This window comes from Streptomyces sp. NBC_00102, from assembly GCF_026343115.1.
In the GTDB taxonomy this organism is placed as follows: domain Bacteria; phylum Actinomycetota; class Actinomycetes; order Streptomycetales; family Streptomycetaceae; genus Streptomyces.
The window spans coordinates 6,045,187-6,071,959 of record NZ_JAPEMC010000001.1 but is presented as its reverse complement, the minus strand read 5'-3'; the positions used below and the strand labels follow the sequence as shown (position 1 = coordinate 6,071,959).

Here is a 26,773-nt window from a genome sequence, read left to right as displayed (position 1 = left end):
GCCGGGCGGGCGTCAGCGCGCGGTCTGCGTGTGGACGTACTCCACGAGGCGGGTGAGGGAGTCCGGATCCATCGACGGCATGACGCCGTGGCCGAGGTTGAAGATGTGTCCCTCCAGGCCGGCGGCGGCGTCCAGCACCTCGCGGGTCTTCTCCTCGACCGTGGCGGTCGGGGCGAAGAGGACCGCCGGGTCGAGGTTGCCCTGGAGCGCCTTGCCGGGGCCGACGCGGCGGGCGGCCTCGTCCAGGGAGACGCGCCAGTCGACGCCGACGACGTCCGCTCCGGCCTCGCCCATGAGACCGAGCAGTTCGCCGGTGCCCACACCGAAGTGGATGCGCGGGACGCCGTAGGAGGCCACGGAGTCGAACACCTTCGCGGAGGCGGCCATCACCGAGCGGCGGTAGTCGGCGGGTGCCAGCGCGCCGACCCAGGAGTCGAAGAGCTGGACCGCCGAGGCACCGGCCTCGATCTGGACCTTCAGGAAGGCGCCGGTGATGTCCGCGAGCCGGTCCACGAGGTCGGCCCAGAGCTGCGGGTCGCCGTACATCATGGCCTTGGTGCGCTCGTGGCTGCGGGAGGGACCGCCCTCGACGAGGTAGCTGGCGAGCGTGAACGGGGCACCCGCGAAGCCGATGAGCGGGGTGGTGCCGAGCTCGGCGACGAGCATGCGGACGGCCTCGGTGACGTACGGGACGTCCTCGGGCGTCAGATCGCGCAGCCGGGCCAGGTCGGCGCGGGTGCGGATCGGGTCGGCGATCACGGGGCCGACGCCGGGCTTGATGTCCAGGTCGATGCCGATGGCCTTCAGCGGTACGACGATGTCGCTGTAGTAGACGGCGGCGTCGACCTTGTGACGGCGCACCGGCTGCATCGTGATCTCGGTGACCAGCTCCGGCATCGTGCAGGAGTCGAGCATCGCGATGCCCTCGCGGGCCTTCAGGTACTCGGGCAGCGACCGGCCCGCCTGTCGCATGAACCAGACCGGGGTGTGCGGAACGGGTTCTCGCCGGCACGCCTTCAGGAACGCCGAGTCGTGGGTGGCGGAGGTCGTCGTCAGCTGGCCCGAGGGGCGTTCATTGGCACTCACGCACAGAATCTTCGCACGAAGCCCCAAGGAGCCCGGCCCCACCAGGGTGTCTCTCCCTGCGCGCGGCCCGCGTTCCGCCTACTCTTCCCCGCATGGCTCCGGCGCAGGAACAGTTCTCCGATCATTCCGACCACACTTCCCCGAGGGACGGTGCGGAGAGCAAACCCACTCCGCCCGGGTTCCGGTCGGCGGTCGACGGGCTGCGCTCGGCGCGGCTCCGCCCCGAGCTGGAGATCGAGACGACCAAGCCGCCCCAGAGACTGGCTCCGCACGCCTACGCCCTGGAGGCGGCGGTGGTGGACGGCGACGAGGATCTCGCGGACGGCCGCCTGGTGCTGCTGCACAACCCGGCCGGTCACGAGGCGTGGCAGGGAACGTTTCGCCTGGTGACGCTCGTACGGGCTGAACTGGAGCCGGAGATGGCCGCCGATCCGCTGCTGCCCGAGGTGTGCTGGTCCTGGCTGACGGGCGCCCTGGAGGCACGCGGCCTCTCCTACGGGTCGGCGGGCGGTACGGTCACCCGGGCCGGGTCGCACTACTTCGGCGAGCTGGGCAGCCGCCGCCCCGCGACCCAGATCGAGATCCGGGCCTCCTGGACGCCCGCCGAGGGCCCGGGCGGCGTCCCGGACACGGCGGGACACCTGACCGCCTGGGGCGACCTGCTCTGCCAGATCGCGGGCCTCCCGCCGTCCGGTCCGGCCGACGCGACGGTGGTCACCCTGCCGCAGCGCCGGGGGCCGCAGGCCTCGTAGCCATCGCAGGCCTCGCAAGTCCGGCAGATCCCGTAGGCCCCCTGCGCCTCGCAGATCCTGTAGGCCCCTCAGATCACGTAGGTCCCGGAGGTCTCGCAGATCCCGTAGGTCTCGTGCGCGGGACCACCCGGCTGTTCCGGGCCCGCGAACCTCGGGTCCCACAGCCTGCGAGCCCCGGGTCCCGTGGCCCGCAAACCCTCGTTCCGGCACCCGTGAGCTGCGGAAAGACACTGTCCCGGCGCTCTCCCGACCGGCCCGGCCGACCGCCGGCCCCATTGTCGTACAATCGATCGCGCGTCCGATTTGTCCGAATTGTTACTCACCAAATCGTGATCTTCCTCTAAAGGAGGACGGGTCTGCTGCCGAAGAGGTCAATGACCCTTCAAGCACGGTTCGCCCCGGCTTCATCCCCGAGCCGGCCCGTCCCGCCACTCCCCCAGGAGGCCTGGTGTCCGTTCTCCTAGAGCAGCCCGCAAGCCTGGTCGCCTACCGCCCGAACAAGCCGACGGCCATGGTCGTCGTGGCCGACCCGCGCGTCCGTTCCACCGTGACCCGCCATCTGTGGGCCCTCGGAGTTCGTGACGTCATCGAGGCGTCGTCCATCGCGGAGGCCCGCCCCCGCGTCGGCAACCCGCGCGACATCTGCGTTGCCGACGTCCACCTGCCCGACGGTTCCGGGCTGACCCTGCTGTCCGAGACCCGAGCCGCAGGCTGGCCGAACGGTCTCGCCCTCTCCGCCGCCGACGACATCGGTGCCGTACGCAACGCCCTCGCGGGCGGCGTCAAGGGCTACGTCGTCACCGGCACCCGTACCAACATCGGCCACCCCAACCGACCCGGTGTCGCCCCCATCGGCGCCAACGCCGCCCGTATGCACCGCCGGCCCCCCGGCTCCCCGAGCCACCCGGGTGGTTACCGCGAACTGTCCGGCCGCGAGGTGGAGGTGCTCCGCCTGGTCGCCGAAGGCCAGTCCAACAAGGCCATCGGCGTCTCGATGGGCCTCTCCGCCCTCACGGTCAAGTCCCACCTCGCCCGCATCGCCCGCAAGCTCGGCACCGGAGACCGCGCCGGAATGGTCGCCGTCGCCCTGCGGACCGGCATCATCCACTGACCACCCTCCACCGGCACCCGCACGGGCGGGATGCCGAATCCGGCCGGTTTACGCACCCGACACCCGACGACGGAACGTTCCGTCGTCGGGTGTCGCGCATACCCGGATACCCTTGACGGGTGACCGACGCCCAAGAGACCGCAGCAGACACGACACTGCGAACCACCGGGGGCGCTCCCCCGGACGACGTCGCCCCGGCGCCGATCCCCTTGCTGGAACCGCGCGAGGGCATTCCACCGGTGGTGGCGGACGACGACGCCCTCGCCCGGGTGATCGCCGCTTTCGCCGCGGGCAGTGGCCCGGTGGCCGTCGACGCCGAGCGCGCCTCCGGTTACCGCTACGGCCAGCGCGCCTATCTCGTACAGCTTCGCCGTGACGGCGCCGGCAGCGCCCTGGTCGACCCCGTCGGCTGCCCCGACCTGTCCGGTCTCGGCGAGGCCCTGACCGGTACCGAGTGGATTCTGCACGCCGCCACGCAGGACCTTCCGTGCCTGCGCGAAATAGGCATGCTCCCGACGTCGCTCTTCGACACCGAGCTCGCCGGACGGCTGGCCGGGTTCCCCCGGGTCGGCCTGGGCGCGATGGTCGAGAACGTCCTCGGGTACGCGCTGGAGAAGGGCCACTCGGCCGTCGACTGGTCCACCCGGCCGCTCCCCGACCCGTGGCTGCGCTACGCGGCGCTCGACGTCGAGCTCCTGATCGACCTGCGCGACGCGCTGGAGAAGGAGCTGGACCGCCAGGGGAAGCTGGAGTGGGCCCGCGAGGAGTTCGACGCGATCGCGTCGGCCCCGCCCGCCCCGCCGCGCAAGGACCCGTGGCGCCGGACCTCGGGCATGCACAAGGTGCGCAGGCGCCGTCAGCTGGCTGTGGTGCGCGAGCTGTGGGAGACCCGCGACCGGGTCGCCCAGCGGCGCGACGTCTCCCCCGGCAAGGTGCTCGGCGACGGGGCGATCGTGGAAGCCGCGCTCGCGGTGCCCGCCAACGTCCAGGCGCTGTCCGCGCTGCCCGGTTTCGGGCACCGCGTCAACCGGCGCCAGCTGGAGCAGTGGCAGGCCGCCGTGGACCGCGCCAAGGCGCTCCCCGAGGCCGAGCTGCCGCAGCCGGGCCAGCAGCTCACCGGCCCGCCGCCGCCGCGCGCCTGGGCCGACAAGGACCCCGCGGCGGCGGACCGGCTCTCGGCCGCCCGTGCCGCCGTCTCCGAACTCGCCGAGCGGCTGCACCTGCCGCCGGAGAACCTCATCACCCCGGACACCGTGCGCCGGGTCTGCTGGGAGCCGCCGAAGATCGTCACCCCTGGCGCGGTCGAGGACCTGCTCGCGGGTTACGGCGCGCGGCACTGGCAGATCGGCCTGGTGGCCCCGCTGCTGCTGGACGCGCTGAAGGCGGGCGCGGCTTCCTGACTCCGCCCGGTACCGCGAGAAGCGGCCGCGCGACGCGACGAACCCCGACACCCCCGGTCACCGTATCCACGGTCGCCCGGGGGTGTCGTCGTGCCGGGGCGCCCGGGCGCCCCCGGCACGACGACACCCCCGAGTACCGCGAGGATCGAAATCACGCCAGGTTGAGGAGTCGGGCCGACCGTCCGGCGGCGGCCGGACACGTACCTCGGGGCGCCCCCGGGCCGTGGGCGCGGGGGTGACCGGGTGTGCGACCCGGCGGTGGCCGGGTGTGTGACCTTCGACGCTCCGGCCACAGGGGGTGGGCAGCCTGGTTACCCACGAGTAGCATGAGGGTGGGCGGCACGCTTCCGGGCGTGCCCCCGCAGCAGTGCCATCCCGCACCCTGGAGGAGAGCCATCGTGCCTCGTACCATCCGGGACGTCGTCTTCGTCGACGGCGTCCGCACCCCGTTCGGCAAGGCGGGCCCGAAGGGCATCTACCACGAGACCCGCGCCGACGATCTCGTCGTGAAGGCCATCCGGGAGCTGCTGCGCCGCAACCCGGACCTGGACCCCGCGCGGATCGACGAGGTCGCCATCGCCGCGACCACCCAGATCGGCGACCAGGGCCTGACCCTCGGCCGGACCGCCGGAATCCTGGCCGGTCTGCCGCAGTCCGTCCCCGGCTACTCGATCGACCGCATGTGCGCGGGCGCGCTGACCGCCGTCACCACGACGGCCGGCTCCATCGCCTTCGGCGCGTACGACGTCGTCGTGGCCGGCGGTGTCGAGCACATGGGCCGTCACCCGATGGGTGAGGGCGTGGACCCGAACCCGCGCTTCGTGTCGGAGAAGCTGGTCGACGAGTCCGCCCTCTTCATGGGCATGACCGCCGAGAACCTGCACGACCGCTACCCGCAGATCACCAAGGAGCGCGCCGACGCCTACGCCGTGCGCTCGCAGGAGAAGGCCGCCAAGGCGTACGCCAACGGCAAGATCCAGCAGGACCTGGTTCCGATCTCGGTCCGCCGCACCAACGCCGAGGCCGGCGAGACCGGCTGGGGCCTGGTCACCGCCGACGAGCCGATGCGCCCGGGCACCACGATGGAGTCCCTCGCGGGCCTCAAGACCCCGTTCCGCCCGCACGGCCGTGTCACGGCCGGCAACGCGGCGGGTCTCAACGACGGCGCGACCGCCTCGCTGCTCGCCGCCGAGGACGTCGCCCGCGAGCTGGGCCTGCCGGTCCGGATGCGTCTCGTCTCGTACGCCTTCGCGGGCGTCGAGCCGGAGGTCATGGGCTACGGCCCGATCCCGGCGACCGAGAAGGCGCTGGCCAAGGCCGGTCTGACCATCGACGACATCGGCCTCTTCGAGGTCAACGAGGCGTTCGCCGTGCAGGTGCTCGCCCTGCTCGACCACTACGGCATCGCCGACGACGACCCGCGCGTCAACCAGTACGGCGGCGCCATCGCGTACGGCCACCCGCTCGCCTCCTCCGGCGTCCGTCTGATGACGCAGCTGGCCCGCCAGTTCGAGGAGCAGCCGGAGGTCCGTTACGGCATCACCACGATGTGCGTGGGCTTCGGCATGGGCGCCACGGTCATCTGGGAGAACCCGCACTTCGACGCCGACGGAGGCACCAAGTGAGCTCCACCACCGAGCTTCTGAAGGGAGCGGCCGAGCTCTTCCCGGGCGAGGTCGTCACCCAGGCGCACGTGCGTCACCTCGACCTCCCGGCGGGCGCGGGCAGGTTCGCCCTCATCACGCTGGACAACGGCCTGGACCACACCAAGCCGACCACCTTCGGCCCGCAGTCGCTGGCCAACCTGGACGAGGCGATCGACCAGGTCGAGAAGGAGGCGTCCGAAGGCTCGATCGTCGGCGTCGGCATCACCGGCAAGCCGTTCATCTTCGCCGTGGGCGCCGACCTCAAGGGCCTCGAAGTCCTGAAGAACCACGAGGACGCGGTACGGATCGGCAAGGGCGGCCACGACGTCTTCCGTCGCCTCTCCGGCCTCGCGGTCCCGACGTTCGCGTACTACAACGGCGCGGCGATGGGCGGCGGTGTCGAGGTCGGCCTGCACTGCTCGTACCGCACGGTCTCCAAGGCGCTCCCCGCCTTCTCGCTGCCCGAGGTCTTCCTCGGCCTGGTGCCCGGCTGGGGCGGCTGCGCGCTGCTGCCGAACCTGATCGGCGCCGACCGCGCGGTCTCGGTCATCATCGAGAACTCGCTGAACCAGAACCGCCAGCTCAAGGGTGCGCAGGTCTTCGAGCTCGGCATCGCCGACGCGCTCTTCGAGGGTGCGGACTTCCTGGAGCGCTCGCTCGTGTGGACGGCCTCCGTCCTCAGCGGCGAGACGGTGGTCGAGCGTGCCGAGATCGACCGCGGCGACGCCTGGGACCAGGCCGTCGCGCGTGGCCGGGCCATCGCGGACTCCAAGGTGCACGGCGCGGCCCCGGCCGCCTACCGCGCGCTGGAGATCATCGCCGCGGCCAAGGACGGCGACCTGGGTGCCGGCTTCGACGCCGAGGACCAGGCGCTCGCCGACCTCATCATGAGCGGTGAGCTGCGTTCCGGCCTGTACGCCTTCAACCTCGTGCAGAAGCGCGCCAAGCGTCCGGCCGGCGCTCCGGACAAGAGCCTGGCCCGTCCGGTCACCAAGGTCGGTGTCGTCGGCGCCGGTCTGATGGCCAGCCAGCTCGCGCTGCTCTTCCTGCGCCGCCTGGAGGTACCGGTCGTCCTCACGGACATCGACCAGGCGCGCGTCGACAAGGGTGTGGGCTACGTCCACGCCGAGATCGACAAGCTGCTCGCCAAGAAGCGTGTCAACCAGGACAAGGCCAACCGTCTCAAGGCCCTGGTGACCGGTGTGCTGGACAAGGCGGAGGGCTTCTCCGACGCCGACTTCATCATCGAGGCCGTCTTCGAGGAGATCGGCGTCAAGCAGCAGGTGTTCGCGGAGGTCGAGGCCGTCGCCCCGGCGCACGCGATCCTCGCCACCAACACCTCCTCGCTCTCGGTCACCGAGATGGCGTCGAAGCTGAAGAACCCGGAGCGGGTCGTCGGCTTCCACTTCTTCAACCCGGTCGCGATCCTCCCGCTGCTGGAGATCGTGCGCGGCGAGCTCACGGACGACGCCGCGCTGGCGACGGCGTTCGGCGTGGCCCGGAAGCTGAAGAAGACCGCGGTGCTGGTGAAGGACGCCCCGGCGTTCGTCGTCAACCGCATCCTCACCCGCTTCATGGGCGAGATCCAGAACGTCATCGACGAGGGCACCCCGGTCGCCGTCGCCGAGCGCGCCGTCGAGCCGCTCGGTCTGCCGATGTCCCCGCTGGTCCTCCTGGAGCTGGTGGGCCCGGCGATCGGTCTGCACGTCTCCGAGACCCTGCACCGCGCCTTCCCGGAGCGCTTCACGGTCTCCGCGAACCTCGCGGCGGTCGTCAAGGCCGGCAAGCGCGGCTTCTACGTCTACGACTCCGGCAAGCCGGAACTGGACCCCGAGGTCGCCGCACTCCTGGAGCAGGGCGACAGCGTCCTGACGGAGGAGCAGACCCGTGACCGCGTCCTGGACGCGGTGGCCGAGGAGATCGGCCTGATGCTCGACGAGGGCGTGGTCGCCGAGGCGCAGGACATCGACCTCTGCCTGATCACGGGTGCGGGCTGGCCGTTCCACCTGGGCGGCATCACGCCGTACCTGGACCGGGCGGGCGTCTCCGAGCGCGTGAACGGCAAGCCGTTCCTGGCGCCGGGCGTCGCGAGCGTACCGGCGTAACACCCGGTCGTGACAGGGACGGGCCGTACGGAGTGGTGCTCCGTACGGCCCGTCCCCGTACGGCCCGTCCCCGTGCGGGCCGAGCCGGGTGGGCCGGGGTGGCAGGATGGTCCTTTTCCCCTCGCAGCGGACGGCGGTCGCACGGAGCATGACGGACGGACCTCATCGCCCAGGGCGCCGGGCCCTGCTGGTGGCGGGCGGCGGAACCCTGCTGGCCGCGGCCGGCGGCGCGCTGCTCGGCCGTGGCTCCGGGCCGGGTGCGGACGACCGCCCGCCGGCGGGCGCGGTCGGCGAGTTCGACGTGTCCGCCGCGGCCGGGGACCTGCCGCTCACCCCTCTGCGGCACGTGTCCGGCCCGCAGTCCCTCTCCTATCCGGACGGCGGCGGAACGCTGTACGCCCTCCAGGTCGTGCCCGCCTCGGTACGGCTCGGGGACGAGGACCGCGCTCCGGGCGGCCGGGAACGGCGGCTCGCCGGTGACCTGTGCGTCTCCCGCCTCTCCGCCTCCGGCGCGCTGACGGGAAGCATGCATCTGCGGGGTTTCGGGCACGGCATGTCGTTCGGCACCGAGCCCGCGGGCGGGGAGGTCTTCCTCTGGGTGGAGTCGGACGCCGATCCGGACACGGGCTACGGCCGTGCCGTGGCGCGCGTCCGGTTCCGGGACGGCGCCGTGGTGGACAGTTCCTCCGCCGAGGTGCGTCACCTCCGCCCGTATCCCGGTGACCGCAAGGTCCATCCCACCCTCGATCTCGCGCACCGCCGTGTCCTGGTGAGCCGCTGGACGGGCCGGACGCACAGGTACTCGGTCCACGACATGGACGACTTCGCCGCTGGGCGTACGGAGCCCCTGTGGAGCCTGGAGGACACCGCGCTGCGCGAGGGGGAGACCTTCCAGGGGTGCGCGCTGCGGGGGCGTCTCGTCTATCAGCTGACCGGAAAGCACTACACGGACGAGAAGGGCGGCAATCCGCCGTCCGGCGGCGGCGACACCCATGTGTCCGCGCTCGACGTGCGGACGGGCCGGACCGTGGGGCGCCGGAAGGTGACGGTCGCTCCCGGCCTGGATTTCCGCGAGCCGGAGGGAATCGCCGTGCGCCCCGGGGCCCGGCCGGAGCTCTGTGTCGCCTTCTCGGTCAAGACGGCGGAACGCCGCGACATCGCGGTCTTCGCGTGTCCCGCGTGGCGGGCGGACACGTCCCGCGGTGGCCGAGCGTGACGAAGTAGGCACCGAAGGCCACGGAGCGCACAGCGGTTGATAACTGTTCGGCATCTAACTACTACGATCTGATCCTTTTTCCCTGTTGAACGTTCACTAAAAGGTTCATGAGTGTTTAAAGTTCGGTTGGATGTTTCGCAGTCTCCTCACATGTCGTTCGCGTGTCCGCTCTTCCGCGGCCCGATTCCCGTGTGACGTGCGACCTCCTGTCCGCATCGGCGCCGTAGCCGCGTGTCTCGCGCCCCGCGCCGCGCGCCACGCACAGATCATGAAGGAGGGCCCTGCCGCAGATGGGCAAGGCACAACGTCAGGCCGCGCTGGGCTTTCTCATCACTGCGGTCCTGGTTCTCAGCTTCCTGGCCATGCTGGTGGCGGTCGTCATGGCCTCCCTGCCGGTTTTCGCCGGAGCGGCGGCGGCCAGTTACGCGGCGGACCTCGCGCTTCACTCCTCCGACTCCTCGACGCTCGACCGGCTCCGGGACTCGCGCTTCGGCCTCACCATCCGTTTCCTGATCCGGCAGTTCCTGCTGCTGGGCCTGTGCGGCTCGATCGGCGATCTCGACTCGTTCGTCATCCAGATGACCTCGGTCGGGCTGCTCCTCCTCTTCTTCCTGCAGCTGGTCTACGGCGCGCTGCTCAAGCGGGTGAAGTCCGAACGCGCCGCGCTCCCCTTCACCACCCGGGGACTGGACATGGACGCGCTGGGCGTCCGGCGGCTGCCGCACCCGTTCCTGATGGACAAGTACGTCCGCAAGACCCTCCACCTGGACATACCGCTCGTCGGCGGTGCGATCGCCACGGTGGGCACCGGCCGCTGGGAGTTCGTGACCTTCGGGGCCATCGCCACGGTGTGGTTCGCCTCGCTCGCCGTACTGATCCTGATGCCCGGCGCGCGCAACGCGCTCATCCTGCCGACCCCGGACGACGCCATCGGCGAACTGAACTGGCAGCTCGCGCAGTACCGGCCCCAGGTCGCCCTGTACTTCACCTTCGCCGCCGTCTCCCGGGACTTCATGTACCAGGTGAACATGTGGCTGGAGGCGTTGGAGTCACTGGAGCTGCGGCCCATCATCGTGCTCCGGGAACGGGCCACCCTGCGCTTCCTGGACGCCACGTCCGTACCGGTCGTCTGCGTGCCGAAGGCCGAGTACCTGGCACGGGTCGAGATGCCCGAACTCCGGGTCACGCTCTACCCCGGCAACGCCGGAAAGAACGTCCACATGCTCCAGCGCCACGAGGTGAAGCACGTCTTCATCGGACACGGCGACAGTGACAAGCTCGCCAGCAGCAACCGGGTCAGCAAGGTCTTCGACGAGATCTGGGTGGCCGGGCGGGCCGGGCGCGACCGCTACGAGCGCATCAAGCACGCCGTCACGGCCCACCAGATAGTCGAGGTCGGCCGCCCCCAGCTGATGCCCCTGGAGCGCTGGTCCGGATCGGTCAGCCAGGACGTGCCCACCGTGATCTACGCCCCCACGTGGGAGGGCTGGACCGACGACGCCTGCTACACCTCCGTCATACCCTCGGGCGAACGCCTCATCCGCATGCTCCTCGCCGACGAGCGCAAACTGCGGATCATCTACAAGCCCCACCCGCTGACGGGCACCCGCTCACCCGCCGCCGCGGCCGCCCACCGGCGCATCATCGCGCTCCTGCACGAGGACAACGCCAGGCGCTTCGGCCGCAAGGTCCTCGACTCGAAGGCGGCCGCCCGGCAACTGGCGCGGATCGACAAGAAACTGGCGGCCCTCCAGGAACGCGGTGTCCGGTCGAGGTACCCGGACCTCACCGAGGAGGACCGGACCATCCGGATCCGCAAGCTCCGCGAGCAGGCCGGCGCACTGCACTGGGACTCGCTGCCCGTCGACGCCCACCAGGTGGTCACCGACCGGGTGCCGACGCTGTACGACTGCTTCAACCACTCGGACATGCTGATCGGTGACATGTCGAGTGTGGTCTCCGACTTCGTGGCCACCCGCAAGCCGTACGCGATCTTCAACCTGGACGGGCTGCCGGACGACGAGTTCCGCAACGAACAGCGCACGGCCTACGCCTCGTACCTGATCGACGCGGAGTGCAACGGACTGGAGACGGCGCTCACCGCGATGTTCTCCCGGGACCAGGACGTCATGGCGCCCTACCGCGAGCAGCTCAAGGACTACCTGCTCGGTCCGGACAACCCGCCGTCCTCGTACCGCTTCGCCCGCGCGGCCACCGACCTCTATCTGCGGGGCCTGCGCGACTTCCCCATCGAGTACCCGCCTCCGCCGGAGGCGATCACGCCTCCCGACGCGCCCGAGACGGACCGGCAGCCGCACCAGCCCGCCTGACGCGACCGGCGCCCGCCGTGATCCGCGGCACGCGCCGACCCACCTCCTACAGGGAGCAACGAGACCTTGAGCAGCAGCGCCACCCGTCGTCGTACCGTCGCCGTCGTCCTCGCCGGCGGCACCGGGCAGCGCGTAGGACTCGCCGTCCCCAAGCAGTTGCTCAAGATCGCGGGCAGGTCGATCCTCGAACACACCCTGCATGTCTTCGAGGACGTGGACGAGGTCGACGAGGTCGTCGTGCTGATGCCCCGGGACCACCTCGCCGAGGCCCGGAGGATCATCGCCCGTGCGGAGCTGACCAAGGTCTCCCGGGTCCTCGCCGGGGGCACGACCCGCAACGGGACGACCGCCGTGGCGATCGAGGCGGTGGCCGCCGGACTCGGCGACGGCGAGGACTGCGACCTGCTGTTCCACGACGCGGTGCGTCCGCTGCTCTCGGGGCGCGTGGTGAGGGAGTGCGTGGCCGCGCTGGAGCGCCACACCGCGGTCGACGTGGCGATCCCGTCCTCCGACACCGTGATCGTCACCCGCACGCACGGCGAGGACGGCGAGTTCATCACCGAGGTGCCGGAGCGCGACCGGCTGCGCCGCGGCCAGACCCCGCAGGGCTTCCGGCTCTCCACCATCCGCGATGCCTACCGGCTCGCCGCGGCCGACCCGCTCTTCCGGGCCACGGACGACTGCTCGGTCGTCGTCCGGTACCTGCCCGACGTGCCCGTGCACGTGATCATGGGCGACGAGCACAACATGAAGGTCACCCAGCCCGTCGACGTGTTCGTCGCCGACAAGCTCTTCCAGCTGGCTTCCACCACGGCCCCGGAGGGCGGTACGGACGCCTCCCGCCGGAAGGCCCTGACCGGGCGGACCCTCGTCGTCTTCGGCGGCGCGGAGGGGCTCGGTGCCGACGTGGCACGTCTGGCCGAGGGGTACGGAGCCCATGTGCACGCCTGTGGCCACCCCTTCGGCGCGGAGGACGCCGAGAGGGAACTCGCCACCGCGCACGCCGAGTCCGGCCGGATCGACTTCGTGGTGAACGCCGCGAGCCGCCTCCCGGTCGGCCGCCTCGCGGAGACGGGCCCCGCGGCCATCCAGGAGGCGCTGCGTACGCACTACCTCGCGCCGGTGGTCACCGCCCGCGCCGCGTACCCCTACCTGGCCCGCACGAAGGGGCAGTTGCTCCTCTTCACCGGAAGCAGCTACACCCACGGGCGGGCCGGATACAGCGTGCACTCCTCCGCCAACGCCGCCATGGTCAACCTCACCCAGGCGCTGTCCGAGGAGTGGTCCGAGGACGGAGTGCGGGTCAACTGCATGAATCCCGAGAGAGGTTCGGGCGGCCTCCCGGCCGGCACCGGACGGCCCGACGACTCCGCGCCGTCCTCCCGGGAGGCGGCGCGCAGCGCGCTGGACGTGCTGCTGTCCTGCATGTCCGGGCGGGTGATCGACGTACGGACGGGCTCCCCGGCCCCGCGGGGTTCGGCGTTCGACGCGGCGCTGTCGCGGATCCTCGACGCGTCCGCGAACGACCGGACCGCGCGCTGAGCGCGGCGCACCGAGCCAGAACCAGCCCACAGCAGTCCCGGTGGGGCACCGGGGCGCAAATCGGGAGCCGCGGCCGGACGGGCCGCGCCCCAGGAGGACTTCGTGAAGATCGCGTTCCTGATGTTCAGCGCCTACGGGCAGGCCGGCACGTCCGTCGCCACCCAGACGCTCGCCAACTCCCTCGCCGCCCGGCAGCACGACGTCGAGCTGGTGAGCCTGTTCCAGTACCACGACGTGCCTCCCCTGCGCTACGCGCCGGGGGTGTCCCTGCGTAGCCTGATGGACACCCGCAACGGCTCGGCCGACCTCGACGAACCGCTGCACCTGATCCCGTCCCCCCACTGCGCGGGGTACAAGCCGGACGACCGCAACCGCTACAGCCGCCTGGTGGACGAGCGTGTCGCCGCCTATCTCGCCGGCTGCGACGCGGACGTCGTCATCGCGACCGCCCCGAACACCGTGACGCTGCTCGCGGTCTACGGGACGGGGGCGTACATCACGCTGGGCCAGGCGCACACGCACTACCACCACCAGTCCGCCGGCTCGCGGAAGGTGCTGGACGCGGCCATCCCGAAGCTGGACGCGTTCGTCACGGTGACCTCCCGGGACGCCCAGACGCACCAGGACGCGTACGGAGCGGTGGGCACCGTCTTCCATGCCATCCCCAACGCCACCACCGGTACCGCCCTCCGGTCCGACGTGCGCAGTTCGCGCATCGTGACCTCCTCCGGCCGGATGGTGGACTGGAAGCGCTTCGACCTGCTGATCACCGCCTTTGCCCAGCTCGGCCGGATCCACCCCGACTGGACCCTGCGCATCTTCGGCAGCGGCGCGGAGAAGCCGGCGCTGCGCAAGCAGATCGACGACCTCGGCGCGAACGACCGCATCCTCCTCATGGGGCACACCAAGCATCTGCGGGAGGAACTCGCCAAGGCGGCGCTGCACACCTCGGCCTCGACCGACGAGACCTTCGGGCTCACCATCGTCGAGGCGATGACCTGCGGGGTGCCGGTGCTCAGCACGGCGGGTCCGCACGGTCCCTCCGAGATCATCACGGACGGTGTGGACGGAAAGCTGTCCCCGGTCGGTGACGCGGACGCGTTCGCCAAGAACCTGGACCTGCTGATGAGCGACGCCGAACTGCGCGCGCGGCTCGGCGTGAACGCGCTGGAGGCGTCCGCCCGCTACAGCCCCGAGGAACAGGCGAAGACCTACGAGAACCTCCTGGCCGGTCTGCTGACGGCCCGGGACTTCCGGCCGGAGGCGCTCTGCCGGTCCACTCCGGCGGGCGACCTGGAGTTCGCCGTCGACCCGGCGAGCGCCCCCGGCGGCCACTTCACCGTGCTCTGCGTCAACGAGGCCGACGGCCGTCAGGCGCTGCTGGCGGCGCAGGCGGAGCGCGGGGTGGACGGGCGTCTCTACGCCGTCGTCCCGGCCCGGCTCCGGCTGGCGCCCGGCACCTGGAACGTGCTGCTGCGCCGGGAGGACGACGGCGTGATGCGCCGGGTGAAGGTCCGTGAGCTCCAGCAGTCCACGAACTCGCTGATCTCGTCGCCGGCCCACACGGGCCCGGTGCGGTTCCGTACGGTGACGCGCTCGGATGACAGCTGCCTCCAGATCGTCTCGCGCGAGTTCGCCGCCCACGCGGAGGTGCTGTCCGTCGAGACGGCGGGGCCCCACCTCACGGTGCGGCTCTACGCGCTGGGCGTGGCCGCGCTTCCGGGTGGACCGCAGGTGGATCTCGCGGGCGGAGGGGCCCAGGTGATCGCGCAGAGCCGCAAGAACGCGGATGCGCAGGTCCTGATCCCCTGCGCGTTCTCGGACGGGTCGGCGAGCTTCACCGTCGACCTCCAGCAGTACGGCGACCGGATGATCGACCTCGACACCATCTGGGACCTGTCGCTGAGCATTCCGGGGAACCTGACGGTCTCGGGCGAGTCCTACCGGCTGCGGCTGGGGCGGTTCGGTGACGAGATCCTCAAGCGCAAGCCGGTCAACGTCTACCCGAAGCGGACCGTCACCACGTCCGGGGGCCGCGCGGTCGCCTTCCATCCGTACTACACCGACAGCAATTACCTGTCGATCGGCCTGAAGCTCGTGTCCTGACGTGCCGTTCTTTCCGTGTGTCCCGGACGAGGGGCGGGGTGGACCGGTCTCCCGGAGTCTCCCCGCCCCCGCAGGGGTCTCAGCCGGTGTGCCGTACGGGAGTGGCGGGCTCCATCGCCAGGCCCGGTTCGGGGCGTTGCCGCGCGATCCGGAGGGCGCCGTCGCGGTCGATCAGGGCGAGCACGACGCGTCCGTCCGCGTCGTGGGCGAGGGCGGGGGCTCCGGCGGAGTGCTCGCCCGTCGGCGACCACCAGACGCCGGCTCCCTCGTTCTCCGTCCCGCACGCGGTGAGCATGATGCCTCCGTCGGCGCCCCGGTGGGCGAGCACCGTGCAGTCGTAGCCGTCGAGGGGGGCCCGCAGGACGGCGGGCCGGCCGGTGACGGGCGAGCTGTCGAGCGGAATGACCCAGCTGCCGGGGCGGTGGGCGAAGATGCCTCCGGTGCCCACGTCGGCCCAGTAGTAGGTGAGGACGTCGGGCGTGGTCTCCAGGGCAACGGCGGTGCCGGGCACGTGGCCGAACGGGATCTCGTGGTCCTCGGTGAGCTCACCGCCCGGCTGCTTCTGGCTCCAGCGCTTGGCCGGGCAGCCTCCCGCGGGAGCGCCGGCGGTTCCGGGCACCAGGGGGGCGAGGATCTCGATCCGGCCGGCCTCGGTCGTCGCGAGCACGGCGCCGTCCCCGAGGCCTTTGCCCAGCGCCGTCCATCCGGTCCACTTGCCGCCGTCCTGTTCGCGGCGCAGCAGGAGTCTGCCGTCGGCGTCACGGACGAGGACGTGGAGCAGTCCGTCGGCTCCGGTGCCGACGGTGGGCACGCCGACGCGTACCCCCTGTTCGCGGTCGCGGTGGGGGTTGCCCAGGGAGTGCCACGCCGTGACCGGTCGACCGGACTGGAACTGTGTGGCGTGGACCAGGTCGACGGTGTCGCCCTCCGCGCGGCGGGTCGTGCGGCGTGCGACGAAGCGCACGAAGCCGTCACGCCCCTGATGCACCGTCAGGTCCGTCAGGCCCGTAGCGGGGAAGACTTCCGGCCCCGTCCAGTCCGGTCCCGCTGGGCGGGTCTCGGTCCAGCGGAGCAGTTCTCCGTCACCGAGCGCGTAGGCGGCGAGCCTGCCGTCCTTGCCCCGTACGAGCCACTGGCCGTCCGCCGTTTCGCGTGCCGCGCGGGTGACCTCGGTGCGTTCGGGACGGACTTGGCGGGCGGAGACCTTTCGCTGGGCATCGCGCCCGGATCTGACCGGCATGGCGTGGAGTCATCCTTCCCCGTGCTTGCCCGGCCGCGTCCGCAGGGGCTCTCGCGGCTCTCCTTCAGGGAGAGGACCGAACCCGATCATCATAGTTTCTGCACCGTTCGGGCGGACGTCACCCTCCATCCACGTGCGGGACCCGCCCGAAAGACCCCTCCGGAAGGGCCGCGTAACGATCTGCAACCACATTCGAAGATCATGCGAAGACTTCCCTCACATTCGAAAATATGTCTATAGTGCACGCTCTCTCTTCAGTGCGCGCCTCCTCTCCACGGTGCACCCACGCGGACCGGCCGAACCCGAGTCCCCGCTCCCACCCCGGTCCTCGGCGGCCACGAGATCAAGGAACTCGAGCAGGATGAGCCACGACTCCGTTCCCCAGGACCAGGGACCCGCTCCGCGGTCCGGGTCCCGCAAGAAGAAGGCCCCGCGCAAGCGCCGGGGTCTCAAGATCACGCTCGGCATCGTCCTCGTCCTGCTGATCGCGGGCGCGGGCACCGTCTACTGGATGTACCGCGACCTCGACAACAACATCACGGCCGTCGACATCGACTCCAAGATCGACGAGAAGGAGCGGCCGGAGAAACTGCCGACCTCCGGGCAGAACATCCTCGTTCTCGGCTCGGACTCCCGGGCCGGGGCGGAGAACAAGGAGCTCGGCGGCGGTGGCGCCGTCAGCGGGGCGCGCTCCGACACGGCGATGGTGGTGCACATACCCGAGGGCCGCGCCAAGGCGTTCGCGATATCGATCCCCCGCGACACCCTGGTGACCCGGCCCGAGTGCGAGAAGAGCGACGGCTCCACGATGGCGTCCGCCGAGCGCGTCATGTTCAACTCGGTCTACTCGCAGGTCGGTCCGGCCTGCGTGGTCAAGACCGTGGAGAAGATGTCCGGCGTGCGGATCGACCACTACCTGGAGATCAACTTCGCCGGCTTCAAGGGTCTCGTCGATGCCATAGGCGGGGTCACCGTCGAGGTCGACGAGCCCATCAAGGACAGCTCGTCCGGCCTGAACCTCTCCGCCGGTACGCACAAGCTCGACGGCAAGGAATCCCTCGCCTTCGTCCGGACCCGGCACGGCATCGGGGACGGCAGCGACCTCGGCCGAATCGGCCTCCAGCAGCAGTTCATGTTCGCGCTGCTGAAGGAGGTCAAGAAGCAGGACCTGCTGGGCAGCCCCACCAAGTCGTACAAGATCGCGAGCGCCGCGACCGAGTCGCTGACCACCGACTCCAGCCTCGCGTCGCTGACCTCGCTGGCGGAGTTCGCCCGTTCGATGAACGGCGTCGACCCGGCGAACATGGAGACGATCATGCTGCCGGTCGAGTACGACAAGGCGGACCCGAACCGGGTGGTGGCCGCGCATCCGCAGTCCGACGACCTGTGGAAGGCGATCCGCACGGATGCCACCATCCCGGAGTCGGCCAAGAAGTCCCCGGCCACCGGCGGCTGACGGATCGTCACTCCCGCCTGTCACGCGAAGGCGGGGCGCCCGGTCCGAGGACCGTGCGCCCCGCCTTCGTACGTCTCACGTCCGGTCGGTGGCCAGTCGGCTGTGCTTGCGCCCGTACGCAAAGTAGATGACGACGCCCAGCGCCATCCAGATCGCGAACCGGAGCCAGGTCTCCACCGGCAGGTTGAGCATCAGCCAGACCGAGGCGGCCACCGAGAGGACCGGCAGCACGGGCACCCACGGAGTGCGGAAGGCGCGGGGCAGGTCGGGGCGGGTACGGCGGAGCACGATCACGCCGAGGGCGACCACCACGAACGCGAAGAGCGTCCCGATGTTCACCAGGGTCGCCAGCTCGTCGATGCTGGTGAAGCCGGCGACGATCGCGATGATCACGCCGAGCAGGATCGTCGGACGGTACGGGGTTTTGTACTTCGGGTGGGTCACGGAGAAGAACCGCGGCAGCAGACCGTCGCGGCTCATCGCGAAGAAGACCCGGGACTGACCGAGCAGCAGGATCATGCAGACGACGGTGAGCCCGACCGCGGCGCCGAAGCTGATGACACCCGCGTAGAAGGGGTGGCCGACCGCCTTGAAGGCGTCCGCCAGCGGGGCGCTGACGGAGAGTTCGGTGTAGTGCTGCATGCCGGTGACGACGACGGAGACGGCGACGTAGAGCACCGTGCAGATGAGGAGCGACCCGAGGATGCCCCGGGGCATGTCCCGCTGCGGGTGCCGGGTCTCCTCGGCGGCGGTGGCGACGACGTCGAAGCCGATGAAGGCGAAGAAGACGATGGAGGCGGCGGTGAAGATGCCCATCACGCCGAAGTTGGTGGGCGCGTAGCCGAACAGCGCTTGTACCAAAGGGGAGTCGAGACCACCGCCGGACGGCTGGGGCTGGGCTTCCGGGATGAAGGGAGAGTAGTTGGCGCCGTCGATGAAGAAGAGCCCGGCGACGATGACGATCAGGACGACGGCCACCTTGATCGCGACGACCACGGTGGTGACCCGCGCCGAGAGCTTCATGCCGAGGACGAGGACGGCGGTGAGGACCAGGACGAGGAGGAACGCCAGCAGGTCGAATCCGACCCCGGACGCCACGTCCGTTCCCGCGAGGGCGTCGGGCAGCGCCCAGCCCGCGTTGTCCATCAGCGAGCGGACGTACCCGGACCAGCCGACCGCGACCACCGCGGTGCCGAGCGCGAACTCCAGCACCAGGTCCCAGCCGATGATCCACGCCACCAGCTCGCCGAGCGAGGCGTAAGAGAAGGTGTACGCGGAACCCGCGACGGGGACGGTGGAGGCGAACTCGGCGTAGCAGAGGGCGGCCAGTGCGCAGACCACGCCGGCCACCGCGAAGGCGATGGCGGTCGCGGGGCCCGCGGTCTCCTTGGCCACCTTGCCGGTGAGGACGAAGATGCCGGTGCCGATGACGACACCGACGCCGAAGACCGTGAGATCGAGGGCGGAGAGCGACTTCTTGAGGGCGTGCTCGGGCTCCTCGGTGTCCCGCAGGGACTGCTCGATCGTCTTGGTCCGGAACAGACCGTCCCGGCCGGGGGGTGTCCCCTGCTCCACGCTCACCTGCGTACCTCCACGCACTCGTCCTGGGCGCCATCATGGGGAGGCCCCCGGGCACCGGAACGCCGTGCGGGGCATGTCGCGCGAATGGGCCGGTGCCACCACCCGTACAGGGCGGCGGCACCGGCCCATTCGGCGGTACGCGGGGGTGCGCCGGACGCGTCCGGCGGGCGGGGTCAGTCGCGGGCGGGCTCCGCGTCCCGGGTCTCGTAGCGGCCGTCGAGCTTGGCGACCAGCCCGGTGACCTGGCGTGCGATGTCCGGGGCGGTGAGGCCGATCTCGGCCATGACCTCGTTGCGGGAGGCGTGGTCGAGGAAGACCGGCGGGATGCCGAAGTCGCGCAGCGGCAGGTCGACGCCGGCGTCGCGGAGCGCCTGGGCGACCGCGGAGCCGACGCCGCCGACGCGGCTGTTGTCCTCGACGGTGACGACGACCCGGTGCCGGTCCGCGAGCGGGGCCATCGCCTCGTCGACCGGCTTGACCCAGCGGGGGTCGACCACGGTGGTGGAGATGCCCTGGGCGTCGAGCAGGTCGGCGATCTCCAGGCACATGGGCGCGAGCGCGCCGACGGAGACCAGCAGCACGTCCGGCCGGTCGGTGTCGGGGACGCGCAGCAGGTCCATGCCGCCGACGGTGCCGACCGCCTTGACGGCCGGGCCGACCGCGCCCTTGGAGAAGCGGACCACGGTGGGCGCGTCGTCGACGTCGACGGCCTCGCGCAGCTGGGCGCGGACCTGGTCGGCGTCGCGCGGGGCGGCGATCCGCAGCCCCGGCACGCACTGGAGGATCGACATGTCCCACATGCCGTTGTGCGAGGCGCCGTCGGTGCCCGTGATGCCGGCCCGGTCCAGGACGAAGGTGACGCCGCACTTGTGCAGGGCGACATCCATCAGGACCTGGTCGAAGGCGCGGTTGAGGAAGGTGGCGTACACCGCGAAGACCGGGTGCAGCCCGCCGGTGGCGAGGCCGGCCGCGGAGACCGCGCCGTGCTGCTCGGCGATGCCGACGTCGTAGATGCGCTCGGGGAAGGCTTCCTCGAACTTGCCGAGGCCGACCGGCTGGAGCATGGCGGCGGTGATCGCGACGATGTCCTCGCGCTCCCGGCCGAGCTTGACCATCTCCTCGCCGAAGACGGAGGTCCAGTCGAGGCCGGAGGTGGAGATGGGCAGACCGGTGTCGGGGTGGATCTTGCCGACGGCGTGGAAGCGGTCGGCCTCGTCCTGGAGGGCGGGGGTGTAGCCGCGGCCCTTCTCGGTGATGCAGTGGACGATGACCGGTCCGCCGAAGCGCTTGGCGCGCAGCAGGGCGGACTCCAGGGCCTCGATGTCGTGGCCGTCGATGGGGCCGACGTACTTCAGGCCGAGGTCCTCGAACATGCCCTGCGGCGCGATGAAGTCCTTGAGGCCCTTCTTCGCACCGTGCAGCGTCTCGTAGAGCGGCCGGCCGACGACGGGGGTGCGCTCCAGGAGGTCCTTGCCGCGGGCGAGGAAGCGCTCGTAGCCGTCCGTGGTGCGCAGGGTGGCGAGGTGGTTGGCGAGGCCGCCGATGGTGGGCGCGTAGGAGCGCTCGTTGTCGTTGACGACGATGACGAGCGGGCGGTCCTTGGCGGCGGCGATGTTGTTCAGCGCCTCCCAGGCCATGCCGCCGGTGAGGGCGCCGTCCCCGATGACCGCGACGACGTGGTCGTCCTTGCGCAGGACCTCGTTGGCCTTGGCGAGGCCGTCGGCCCAGCCGAGGACGGTGGAGGCGTGCGAGTTCTCGATGACGTCGTGCGCGGACTCGGCGCGCGAGGGGTAGCCGGAGAGGCCGCCCTTGCTCTTGAGCCGGGAGAAGTCCTGGCGGCCCGTGAGGAGCTTGTGCACGTAGCTCTGGTGGCCGGTGTCGAAGAGGACCTTGTCGCGGGGCGACTCGAAGACCCGGTGGAGGGCGATGGTCAGCTCGACCACGCCCAGGTTGGGGCCCAGGTGCCCACCGGTCTTGGACACGGCGTCGACCAGGAACGTACGGATCTCCCCGGCGAGCTGTTCCAGCTGGTCGAGGCTGAGCCGGTCCAGGTCGCGCGGTCCCTCGATGCGGGTCAGCAGGTCCACCCGTGCCTCCTTGCGTGTGAGCTGGTCGAGCGTGTCGATTCCGACGAGTCTAATGTTCCGGCCCGGAGCCGGGGCATCGGGCGGTGCGTTCCTTCTCACGCCCGGCGTACGGCCGGGCGTGATGCCCGCCCCGCCGGAACCCGCGCGGGGTCCTCCTACCCCGCCGGTGCCGGTCGTCCCCCGTCTTCCCCCTCGAACACCGGGGGAACACGAGGGAAGCGGCCGGCGCGGCGCCCGGCACACGGACGCGCGGGTGCCCGGCGCCCCCTGAGGGACGCCGGGCACCCGCGCGGAGCCGTGGTTCAGGCGCGGCCCGCCGTCTTCTGGGTCTTCCGGGTGACGGAGTCGATGCAGACCGTAGCCAGGAGGACGGCACCCGTGATCATGTACTGGACCGGGGTGGCGATGCCTTCGAGGTTCAGACCGTACTGGATGGAGACGATCACCATCACGCCGAGGAGGGCGTTCCAGGTGCGGCCCCGGCCACCGAAGAGGCTGGTGCCACCGATGACGGCCGCCGCGATGACGTTCATCAGCAGGTCGCCGGTGCCGGCGCTCTGGTTGGCGGAGGCGATCTTCGAGGCCCAGAACAGGCCGCCGATGGCGCCGAACGTACCGGCGATGGCGAACACCGAGACGCGGATCGCGGTGACGTTGATACCGGCACGGCGGGACGCCTCGACGCTGCCGCCGAGGGCGAAGATCTTCCGGCCGTAGGCCGTACGGCGCAGGACGAAGTCCGTGAGGACCAGGGCGACGATGAAGAGGACGAACGCCAGGGGCAGACCGCGGTCCTGGTTGAACATGAACGCGGCGGCGAAGGCGAAGACCGCCAGGACGACCGTGCGCAGGATGATGTCGGCGAGCGGGCGGGACGGGACCCCGGCCTTCTCACGGCGGCGGCTGTCGAAGAAGGCCGACAGGAAGAAGGCCACCACACCGACGGTGGCGAGGCCGTAGGCCGCGGCGACGTCCGTGAAGTAGTAGGTCGTCATCTGGCCGACGACGCCCTTGCTGTCCAGGTTGATGGTGCCCGTGTCGCCGAGCAGGTTGAGCATGAAGCCGAGCCAGAACAGCAGGCCGGCCAGGGTGACGGCGAAGGCCGGAGCGCCGATCTTGGCGAAGAAGAAGCCGTGGATCGCGCCGATCACCGCACCGCTGATGATGGCTATGAGAATGGCGAGCCATTCGTTCATGCCGTGCGTGATGGTGAGCACCGCGACCAGGGCGCCCGAGACACCGCTGACGGAGCCGACCGAGAGGTCGATCTCACCGAGCAGCAGCACGAAGATGATGCCGACCGCCATCATGCCGGTGGCGACCATCGTGACGGAGATGTCGGTGATGTTCTTCGCGGAGAGGAACTCGGAGTTCATGCTCTGGAAGACGACGCAGATGATGACCAGGCCGAGGATCACCGGGAGCGAACCCAGGTCACCGGCGCCGATCTTGCGCTTGAACTCGCTGAAGTAGCCGCTCAGGCCCTGCTCGCGGACGAGCAGCCGGGGGTCGACCGCGGTGGCGGCGCCGTCGGCGGCCTCCTGGTTGACGACCGGCGAGTCCGCCGTGGCGGTGGAGGTCTTGTCCGTGGTCACTTCGAAACCTCCGCGGTGCGCGCCGCACGACGGGTCACGGCGTTGTCCGTGGCACCCGTGATGGCAGAGATGATCTCTTCGTGCGAGGTGGTCTTCACGTCGAAGACGCCGTTGTTGTGGCCGAGACGCAGCACGGCGACCTTGTCGGCCACCGCCTTGACGTCGGCCATGTTGTGGCTGATGAGGATGACCGCGAGACCGCGCTCGCGCAGTCGCTCGACCAGGTCGAGGACCTGGGCGGTCTGCTCGACACCGAGGGCGGCCGTCGGCTCGTCGAGGATGACCAGCTTCGGCTCACCGAGCATCGAACGCGCGATGGCCACCGTCTGGCGCTGACCGCCGGAGAGCGAGGCGATCGGGATGCGGACGCTGGGGATGCGGATGGAGAGCGTGGAGAGCAGCTCGCGGGAGCGGCGCTCCATCTCCACCTCGTCGAGGATGCCGAAGCGGCGCAGCTCCCGGCCGAGGTAGAGGTTGCCCACGACATCGAGGTTGTCGCACAGGGCGAGGTCCTGGTAGACCGTCGCGATGCCCAGACCCTGGGAGTCCTGGGGGCGGTTGATGTGGACCGGCTTGCCCTCCCACTCGATGACGCCGTCATCGATGGGGTGGACACCGGCAATGGTCTTGACCAGCGTTGATTTACCGGCACCGTTGTCGCCGACCAGGGCGACAACCTCTCCGGCGTGAACCTCGAGGTCGACTTCGGTGAGTACCTGTACGGCACCGAATCGCTTCGAGACTCCTCGCAACGCCAACACGGGCGTAGCGGACACGTGAACCATCTCCTTCGCCGCCTGACCGGCGGGGATGCCGCGCCTGGGGGGAGGCGCGGTGGTTGAGCAGAAGAGAAAGCGAGAAGCGTTTCCGTCCGGCGCCCCGCCCGTTAGCGGGGCTGAATGTGGGGCGGGGCACCGGACAGGCTTCGGGTGGGCGGGCCGCTGCGCGGCGGGCCCTGGGCCGGCTGCTCCGCCGGGCGGGGGCCGGTCCCTGCCGGAACCCCGCCGGCCGCGCGGAGGCGGGGGCGGGGTCCGGCGGGTGGGACTACTTCAGGCCGAGCGTGTCGCAGGCGGCCTTGTACTGGCCGGTGCAGATCTGGGCGACGGTGTAGACGCCGTCCTCGATGACCGTGTCCTTGATGTTGTCCTTGGTCAGCGAGACGACCGGGACGAGGTAGGTCGGGACACCCTTGGTGGTGGGGCTGTCCACGGTCGAGGTGGCGACCGACGCGGCGATCTTCTCGCCCTTGGCCAGCGAGACGGCCATGGTGGCGGCGGCCTCGCCCTCCGGGGCGTACGGCTTGTAGACGCTCATGAACTGCTCACCGGCGACGATGCGCTGGACACCCGCGAGCTCGGCGTCCTGGCCGGTGACCGGCGGGAGGGTCTTGAGACCCGAGGCCTTGAGGGCGGTGATGATACCGCCGGCCATGCCGTCGTTGGCGGAGTAGACGCCGACGATCTTGTCCTTGCCGAGAGCCGTGATCGCCGCCTCCATGTTGGCGTTGGCGTTCTCCGGCTTCCACTCCTTGGTGTCGTACTCCTTGCCGACGGTCACCTTGCCGTCCAGGACGGACTTGGCGCCCTTCTTGAAGAGTGCGGCGTTCGGGTCGGTGATGGCGCCGTTCATCATCACGATCTGACCCTTGGAGGCGTTGTCGCCCAGCGCCTCCAGGAGGGCCTTGCCCTGGACCCGGCCGACCTCTTCGTTGTCGAAGGAGGTGTAGGCGTCGATGGGACCTTCGGCGAGGCGGTCGAAGGCGACGACGGGGATGCCCGCGTCCTTGGCCTTCTGCACGCTGTTGGCGATCGACTTGGAGTCCACCGCGTCGATGATGAGGGCGTCGACCTTGTTGGTGATCATGGTCTCGACCTGCTGCGCCTGCAGCGTGGCGTCCTGCTTGGCGTTGCTGTAGACGACTTCGGCCTTGCCGCCGGTGAGCTCGCCGATCTTCTTCTCGATGATCGGCTTGTCGAACTGCTCGTAACGTGCGGTGGCGTTCTCCGGAAGGAGCAGACCGATCTTGAGGTCGTCGCCCTTCTTGGCGGACGACGACGAAGAGCTGTCGGCCTTGTCGCCGGACTCCTTGGCGCTCCCACAAGCGGCAAGCGAGACCGCCATGGCGGTGGCGGCAACGGCGACGGCGGCACGGCGCATACGCGTGTTCATAACTCGAACCTCCCTGACGAGGCCGCGACGTTGCGGCCGAGGTGGACGGAAGTCAACTCGGCCGCAAGGGCGACGTCAAGGAGTAAATACTTAACGAGATGACAACGGTGCCATTCGTTATCTAAGTGAAGGCAGGGCTGGCGGCGGAGAGCGTGTTCTCCAACAGGGTGGAATCGCCCATTTCGCTCAGCACCAGAGCGAGCGCGCCGAGCACTTCGGCGCGCCCGCCGAGCGCCCCCGGAAGGACCGAGAGCTGTCGCGCGGCGCTGGGGATGGAGTAGCGCGCGACGGAGTCGCGGATGGGCCCGAGGACCAACTCCCCTGCCTCCGCGAGCGATCCGCCGAGTACGACCCGGCTCGGATTGAGGAGGTTGCACAGGTTGGCCACGCCGCTGCCGATGTGCCGGCCGACGTCGGCGATCACCCGGCGGCACCCCGGGTCGCCCTCACGGGCCAGCTGGACCACCCGGTCCATGGTCAAGTCCGGTCCGTGGCTGGGCCGCAGGAGCGGCAGGACGTACCGGGCGGCGGTGAAGGTCTCCAGGCACCCGCGGTTCCCGCAGCGGCAGACCGGGCCGGCCTCGTCGAGGGTGATGTGGCCGATCTCCCCGGCGGTCCCGCCGGGGCCCCGGTAGATCGCCCCGTTGATCACCAGGCCCGCCCCCACCCCGCTGGCGACCTTGATGTAGGCGAGGTCGCGGACCCCGCGCCCGCTCCCCCAGACCAGTTCTCCCAGGGCGCCGAGATTGGCGTCGTTGTCGACGTAGACGGGCACTCCGAGGCGGGTGGCGAGCTCCGCGCTGGGGTTGATGCCCGTCCATCCCGGCAGGATCGACGTGGAGCCGAGGGTGCCCGACTCCACGTCGATCGGGCCGGGCACTCCGAGCCCCACGCCTATGACCTTGTCCTGGCCGATCCCGGTGGTCCTGATCAACCGGTTGACCAGCGCTTCCGCCCGCCCGAACCCGTCCGCGGAGGAAGCGTCCACGTCCAGCGGTTCGGACTCCTCGGCGAGGACCTGGTGGGCCAGGTTGCCGATCGCCACGCGCAGATGCGTATGGCCGAAGTCCACCCCGATGACGACACCCGCGTCGCCGCTGAGCGAGACGCTCCTGGCCCTGCGGCCCCCGGCCGAGGTGGGGGTCACCTCGACGGTGCCGCCGTCCTTCAGCTCGCGCACGATGTTGGAGACGGTGGCCGCGGAGAGGCCGGTACTCCTGGCGATTTCCGCCTGGGTGAGCGACCCCGCCATGCGCACGGCACGTACGACCCGCTCAAGATTGGCCCGATGCAGAGATGTCTGCGACCCCGGAGTCTCCATCGACTCACTCACTCCTGCCGTTTTCTCTAA

Annotated in this window: 18 protein-coding genes; 10 read left to right on the top strand and 8 right to left on the bottom strand. The window is 70.6% G+C overall.

The window, feature by feature from the left end; genetic code table 11:
• Positions 1-12 precede the first annotated feature (12 nt).
• Complete coding sequence (gene hemE / locus OHA55_RS26650; RefSeq protein ID WP_266710188.1) at positions 13-1,086, bottom strand: uroporphyrinogen decarboxylase; 1,074 nt, start codon at positions 1,084-1,086, stop codon at positions 13-15.
• A 92-nt stretch (positions 1,087-1,178) separates the two neighbouring features.
• Between hemE and OHA55_RS26645 the strand changes: the two genes are divergently transcribed.
• The 9 genes from OHA55_RS26645 to OHA55_RS26605 all read left to right on the top strand — a co-directional run bounded on the left by OHA55_RS26645 (position 1,179) and on the right by OHA55_RS26605 (position 15,294).
• Positions 1,179-1,838: a DUF3000 domain-containing protein gene (locus tag OHA55_RS26645; protein WP_266710187.1), complete on the top strand. Its 660-nt coding sequence runs from the start codon at positions 1,179-1,181 to the stop codon at positions 1,836-1,838.
• A gap of 448 nt (positions 1,839-2,286) precedes the next feature.
• A complete protein-coding gene (locus OHA55_RS26640) occupies positions 2,287-2,949 on the top strand; it encodes a response regulator transcription factor (RefSeq protein ID WP_266710186.1) in 663 nt (220 codons plus the stop codon).
• Positions 2,950-3,068: 119 nt separating this feature from the next.
• Positions 3,069-4,349: a ribonuclease D gene (locus tag OHA55_RS26635; protein ID WP_266710185.1), complete on the top strand. Its 1,281-nt coding sequence runs from the start codon at positions 3,069-3,071 to the stop codon at positions 4,347-4,349.
• A gap of 398 nt (positions 4,350-4,747) precedes the next feature.
• On the top strand, positions 4,748-5,974 hold the full coding sequence (locus OHA55_RS26630; RefSeq protein ID WP_266710184.1) for an acetyl-CoA C-acyltransferase: 1,227 nt from the start codon (positions 4,748-4,750) through the stop codon (positions 5,972-5,974).
• Positions 5,971-8,100, top strand: a complete 2,130-nt coding sequence (locus OHA55_RS26625) for a 3-hydroxyacyl-CoA dehydrogenase NAD-binding domain-containing protein (RefSeq protein WP_266710183.1) — start codon at positions 5,971-5,973, stop codon at positions 8,098-8,100. Before OHA55_RS26630 ends, OHA55_RS26625 begins: the two co-directional genes overlap by 4 nt.
• Before the next feature lie 148 nt (positions 8,101-8,248).
• Positions 8,249-9,316 carry a signaling protein gene (locus tag OHA55_RS26620; protein ID WP_266710182.1) on the top strand — a complete coding sequence of 356 codons (1,068 nt, stop codon included), beginning with the start codon at positions 8,249-8,251 and terminating at the stop codon, positions 9,314-9,316.
• Positions 9,317-9,606: 290 nt separating this feature from the next.
• Positions 9,607-11,646, top strand: a complete 2,040-nt coding sequence (locus OHA55_RS26615) for a hypothetical protein (protein ID WP_266710181.1) — start codon at positions 9,607-9,609, stop codon at positions 11,644-11,646.
• A gap of 66 nt (positions 11,647-11,712) precedes the next feature.
• Positions 11,713-13,188: a bifunctional cytidylyltransferase/SDR family oxidoreductase gene (locus OHA55_RS26610; RefSeq protein WP_266710180.1), complete on the top strand. Its 1,476-nt coding sequence runs from the start codon at positions 11,713-11,715 to the stop codon at positions 13,186-13,188.
• Between the two features lie 102 nt (positions 13,189-13,290).
• Positions 13,291-15,294 (top strand): glycosyltransferase, encoded by a 2,004-nt coding sequence (locus OHA55_RS26605; protein WP_266710179.1) that lies wholly within the window; start codon positions 13,291-13,293, stop codon positions 15,292-15,294.
• Between the two features lie 79 nt (positions 15,295-15,373).
• On the opposite strand, the gene OHA55_RS26600 is transcribed toward OHA55_RS26605, so the two are convergent.
• Positions 15,374-16,534, bottom strand: coding sequence for a hypothetical protein (locus OHA55_RS26600; protein ID WP_266710178.1), 1,161 nt, complete (start codon positions 16,532-16,534; stop codon positions 15,374-15,376).
• 361 nt (positions 16,535-16,895) lie between these two features.
• Here OHA55_RS26600 and OHA55_RS26595 point away from each other — a divergent pair, with 361 nt between their 5' ends.
• Positions 16,896-17,990, top strand: a complete 1,095-nt coding sequence (locus OHA55_RS26595) for an LCP family protein (RefSeq protein WP_266710177.1) — start codon at positions 16,896-16,898, stop codon at positions 17,988-17,990.
• 75 nt (positions 17,991-18,065) lie between these two features.
• Here the strand turns inward: OHA55_RS26595 and OHA55_RS26590 are convergent, their stop codons facing one another.
• From OHA55_RS26590 to OHA55_RS26565, 6 genes are all read right to left on the bottom strand, one after another.
• Positions 18,066-19,571, bottom strand: coding sequence for an amino acid permease (locus OHA55_RS26590; protein ID WP_266710176.1), 1,506 nt, complete (start codon positions 19,569-19,571; stop codon positions 18,066-18,068).
• 173 nt (positions 19,572-19,744) lie between these two features.
• Positions 19,745-21,658, bottom strand: a complete 1,914-nt coding sequence (gene dxs, locus OHA55_RS26585; RefSeq protein ID WP_266710175.1) for a 1-deoxy-D-xylulose-5-phosphate synthase — start codon at positions 21,656-21,658, stop codon at positions 19,745-19,747.
• A 302-nt stretch (positions 21,659-21,960) separates the two neighbouring features.
• Positions 21,961-23,253, bottom strand: a complete 1,293-nt coding sequence (locus tag OHA55_RS26580; RefSeq protein WP_266710174.1) for a sugar ABC transporter permease — start codon at positions 23,251-23,253, stop codon at positions 21,961-21,963.
• Positions 23,250-24,038, bottom strand: coding sequence for an ATP-binding cassette domain-containing protein (locus tag OHA55_RS26575; RefSeq protein ID WP_266710173.1), 789 nt, complete (start codon positions 24,036-24,038; stop codon positions 23,250-23,252). The genes OHA55_RS26580 and OHA55_RS26575 overlap by 4 nt, the downstream gene beginning before the upstream one ends.
• Before the next feature lie 259 nt (positions 24,039-24,297).
• Positions 24,298-25,422, bottom strand: coding sequence for a sugar ABC transporter substrate-binding protein (locus OHA55_RS26570; protein WP_266710172.1), 1,125 nt, complete (start codon positions 25,420-25,422; stop codon positions 24,298-24,300).
• Between the two features lie 121 nt (positions 25,423-25,543).
• Complete coding sequence (locus OHA55_RS26565; RefSeq protein ID WP_266710171.1) at positions 25,544-26,743, bottom strand: ROK family transcriptional regulator; 1,200 nt, start codon at positions 26,741-26,743, stop codon at positions 25,544-25,546.
• Positions 26,744-26,773: the final 30 nt, after the last annotated feature.

Bases quoted from the DNA above. Each gene is read 5' to 3' on its own strand.
- OHA55_RS26565 (WP_266710171.1), bottom strand. From the start codon at position 26,743: ATGGAGACTCCGGGGTCGCAGACATCTCTGCATCGGGCCAATCTTGAG.
- OHA55_RS26600 (WP_266710178.1), bottom strand. From the start codon at position 16,534: ATGCCGGTCAGATCCGGGCGCGATGCCCAGCGAAAGGTCTCCGCCCGC.
- OHA55_RS26570 (WP_266710172.1), bottom strand. From the start codon at position 25,422: ATGAACACGCGTATGCGCCGTGCCGCCGTCGCCGTTGCCGCCACCGCC.
- OHA55_RS26595 (WP_266710177.1), top strand. From the start codon at position 16,896: ATGAGCCACGACTCCGTTCCCCAGGACCAGGGACCCGCTCCGCGGTCC.
- OHA55_RS26615 (WP_266710181.1), top strand. From the start codon at position 9,607: ATGGGCAAGGCACAACGTCAGGCCGCGCTGGGCTTTCTCATCACTGCG.
- OHA55_RS26575 (WP_266710173.1), bottom strand. From the start codon at position 24,038: ATGGTTCACGTGTCCGCTACGCCCGTGTTGGCGTTGCGAGGAGTCTCG.
- OHA55_RS26645 (WP_266710187.1), top strand. From the start codon at position 1,179: ATGGCTCCGGCGCAGGAACAGTTCTCCGATCATTCCGACCACACTTCC.
- OHA55_RS26620 (WP_266710182.1), top strand. From the start codon at position 8,249: ATGACGGACGGACCTCATCGCCCAGGGCGCCGGGCCCTGCTGGTGGCG.